This window comes from Mangrovibacter phragmitis, from assembly GCF_001655675.1.
GTDB lineage: Bacteria > Pseudomonadota > Gammaproteobacteria > Enterobacterales > Enterobacteriaceae > Mangrovibacter > Mangrovibacter phragmitis.
In genome coordinates this window covers 1-1,639 of the sequence record NZ_LYRP01000026.1, presented here as the reverse complement: position 1 = coordinate 1,639, position 1,639 = coordinate 1, and the positions used below count along the sequence as shown (strand labels likewise).

General features: G+C 47.0%; 4 protein-coding genes. 2 read left to right on the top strand and 2 right to left on the bottom strand.

Annotated features, from left to right (window positions below; all coding sequences use genetic code 11):
* Both A9B99_RS24275 and A9B99_RS15550 read left to right on the top strand, forming a co-directional pair.
* Positions 1 to 388, top strand: a 388-nt coding sequence (locus A9B99_RS24275; protein WP_462677336.1) for a gp53-like domain-containing protein, incomplete at its 5' end; no start/stop codon positions are given.
* A gap of 1 nt (position 389) precedes the next feature.
* The gene (locus tag A9B99_RS15550) at positions 390 to 842 is read left to right on the top strand and encodes a tail fiber assembly protein (RefSeq protein ID WP_064599037.1); all 453 of its coding nucleotides are present in this window, start codon (positions 390 to 392) and stop codon (positions 840 to 842) included.
* Here A9B99_RS15550 and A9B99_RS15545 read toward each other — a convergent pair.
* Positions 817 to 1,284: a tail fiber assembly protein gene (locus A9B99_RS15545; protein ID WP_064599035.1), complete on the bottom strand. Its 468-nt coding sequence runs from the start codon at positions 1,282 to 1,284 to the stop codon at positions 817 to 819. The two genes, A9B99_RS15550 and A9B99_RS15545, sit on opposite strands and share 26 nt — an antisense overlap.
* Before the next feature lie 12 nt (positions 1,285 to 1,296).
* Positions 1,297 to 1,639 (bottom strand): gp53-like domain-containing protein (locus A9B99_RS24050; protein WP_462677335.1); only part of this gene is annotated, 343 nt, incomplete at its 5' end.

The window sequence follows — 1,639 nt, the reverse complement described above, 5'->3', positions numbered from 1 at the left end:
AAACCTTGGTTTGGGAGATATCGCCCTGGCGGGGGTGTGCACCGGAGTTCTGGGAACGGGCGGATACATTTCAACGCCAATGATAATTAATGGCGTGAAGCGTAATTTAATTAAGCAATGGGGCACGACAACCATATCGCTCACCGTTTCACAGAATGCTGTTGAGGGCAATACGCCAATAACATTTCCAACAACATTTCCCAATGCAGTCTTGAGTCTACAGGCGTCAGTTCTTACTGATGTAGCTGGTGGAACATGCGAAACATGTAGACCATCAGCGACTTCAAATACTGGGGCTACTCTGAGGGGGATGTCCATTTCTTCAAACTCAGCAGGTTCACCTACTGCCGGGACAGTTACCGTATACTGGGAAGCGACAGGTTATTAAAATGACTAAATATTTTTCACCTTCAAAACTTGGTTTCTTTGATGATTCGTTAAAGAAATCTTACGATGTGGCAGGTTCATGGCCTGATGATGCAGTAGAAATTACTGATGTTGCATGGCAGACGTTTCTTGCCACCCCCTTAGAGGGAAAACAACTTGGCGCTGACTCATCAGGTGGACCGGCGTGGGTTGATACACCAGCACCAACAACAGATGAACTCATCACCGAAGCAAAAGAAAATCAGGCTAACCTCATTACTTCTGCAAAAAGCGAAATATCGATATGGCAGACAGAATTGTTGCTGGGCACTATCAGTGATGATGATAAGACATCACTGACAACCTGGATAAGTTATATCAACGAGCTCCAGGCGCTGGACTTCAGCTCAATAACAGATGAAGCCAGCTATAACGCCTTTGTCTGGCCGACTAAACCGACAACTCAGGCCATGTAATATCTGGTGCAGTGCTGGTATCAATAGCGGTTACCGCATCAATGTAATCCAGCACTGTATTGAGCCTGGTTGTTTCATCACTGGTTAGTGTGCGTCCGGCCTGCAGCTTAAGCTGTAGCACACTGATATCCTGTAGCGCGGCGTTTACCCGGTTTTCTTTTTCATTCTCTGCCGATGCAATTTGGTCCTGCTTTTGCTGTTCTGCTGCACCATCAGTCAGTATCCAAGTGTTATTCTCACTATCCCACGAATGGTAATTGTCGGGTCGGGCTTCCGAGGCTGTCAGTACGCCATCAATCAGGTAGATATAGCACCCGCTGTTAACGGCTTTATAGAATTTGTTAGTCTGGTCTTCGGTAATACTCACTGCATCAGATGGCAGGGCGTCACCAAAGTTTAACCCTGCTCCGTAAAAAGCCTGCGTTTGAACTGAAAATTGCATAATCCCCTCCTGTCAGTAACCAATCACAATCCATTTCACATTAGTATTAGCCAGTGTTGATGTCCCGGCTGCACGCCCATAAACACCAATAGTGCTCAGTGATAATGGAATAATTGCGACCACTTTTATGGATGCATAAGCCCCGGTCTCACACCCAACGCCTGCGCAATATTTGGTTGGAAAGGTTGTCGGGAGCGTAACTGTTGCTCCGGATGTTGTTGTTGATGTGCTGCCCCACTGGATGATGAGTTTTTTCTTTTCGCCATTAATCACCATGGGTATGTCGATGTGTCCTGCATCATCCAGAACCCGGGTGCACACCCCCGCCAGGGCGATATCTCCCAAACCAAGGTTT

Excerpts from the sequence above, each read along its gene's own strand:
- A9B99_RS15550 (WP_064599037.1), top strand. The coding sequence starts at position 390 with ATGACTAAATATTTTTCACCTTCAAAACTTGGTTTCTTTGATGATTCG.
- A9B99_RS15545 (WP_064599035.1), bottom strand. The coding sequence starts at position 1,284 with ATGCAATTTTCAGTTCAAACGCAGGCTTTTTACGGAGCAGGGTTAAAC.